General features: G+C 63.5%; 2 protein-coding genes. Both read left to right on the top strand.

The annotated features are described in order from the left end of the window. The coding region (locus ABT116_RS45385) for a serine hydrolase (protein WP_351646906.1) at positions 1 to 691 on the top strand (691 nt) is incomplete at its 5' end. A 164-nt stretch (positions 692 to 855) separates the two neighbouring features. Further along, on the top strand, positions 856 to 1,535 hold a 680-nt coding region (locus ABT116_RS45390), incomplete at its 3' end, for a ferredoxin reductase (protein WP_351646908.1).

Here is a 1,535-nt window from a genome sequence, read left to right on the forward strand (position 1 = left end):
GTCCACCCCGGCTCCGTGGCCGTCCTCGCCCTCGACGAGGCCGACCGCGTGCTGGCTCGGTCTTCTCGAAGGACAGAGCGTCGACGGCGTACGGATCGTGTCGGAAAAGTCAGCCGCCGCGATGCGCACACCCGAAATCGACATCAGCGAACTGTTCCCGGACAAGTCGGGTTGGGGCTTGGGCTGGTTCCACGAAACCTGGTCGGGCGAAGAGATTTTCGGGCACGACGGCAGCACCATCGGCCAGCACGCGTATCTGCGCATCTTCCCCCGCCACAATGTCGCGATCGCACTGCTGACCAGCGGCGGCAAGGTCGACGGCCTCTACCGTGATCTCTTCACCGAAGCCGCGGCCGCGTTGGTCGGACTCGAACCTCCGCAAGCCCTCGCCCCGAACCCCGCGAGTGTGGAGTCGATTCCGGATTCGGTTCTGGGAAAGTACAGCTCGGGCGGAATAGCAATCGAGTTCCGTCGTGGAGAGTCCGCTGACGAGGCCGTGATCACCGTCATCGGCGACGTAATCCCGAATCCCGAGGAAGACGAGACAGCTCCGAAGAAGCCTGCAACGGTAGCCACTCTCGTACCGTCGCAGATCCCGGGGACCTGGACCACCCGTCAACCCGGGGCCGCGGGTTGGACGACGGTACGGCCACCTGCCGCCAATCGTTCTTCCGGAGAGGGTGAAGGATGAACAAGACGACTGCCGACCGTCCTCACGACGCACCCGACTTCACACCGACTCGGTCGTTGAGGTTTGCCGCGCAGGCTACGGGCGCATACCGTCGGATCTTTGCGTCGAGCCTTGCAGCGCAAATACTTTCGCGCCCCAGACCGGTCCGCTACAGCGGGTTCGACATGACTCTGGACGTGAAGTCCGTCCGGTTCGAATGCGACGACGTCCTGAGTGTCACCTTGACCCCGAGGGAAGGCATCACCCTGCCGTCGTGGATTCCCGGCGCTCACCTCGACGTCTTTCTCCCCTCGGGAAGGCAACGACAGTATTCGCTGTGCGGCGACCCCGACGACTTGACCTCGTATCGGATCGCCGTCCGCAGGATCGACGAGGGTGGGGGCGGCTCGCGCGAGATACACGAGTCGCTGAAACCCGGCATGGTGGTGGACGTCCGAGGGCCACGCAATGCATTTCCGTTTGTCGCTGCTCCGTCGTACCTCTTCGTTGCGGGCGGAATCGGGATCACTCCGCTACTTCCCATGGTGCAATGTTGTCACCGCCGCGGAATCCCCTGGCGTTTGGATTATCTCGGACGAACTCGCACAGCGATGCCCTTTCTGCACGAGATCGAAGAGTATTCCAGTGGTCGGGTAACCATCCGACCGGACGACGAATCCGGCCCGCCGGATGTCGAAACACTGGTCTCCGCTGCAAAGCCCGGCGCAGCGGTCTACACCTGCGGACCTGCCCCGCTGATGAACATGGTGCGTGCTGCAGCTTTCGCGGGCAACCCGACCGGATCGGTGCACAGTGAGCGTTTCTCGCCGCTTCCGGTGATCGACGGCAACCAGTTCACGGTGCA

Origin of the sequence: Streptomyces sp. NPDC002130, assembly GCF_040296465.1 — a bacterium.
Classification (GTDB): Bacteria; Actinomycetota; Actinomycetes; order Streptomycetales; family Streptomycetaceae; genus Streptomyces.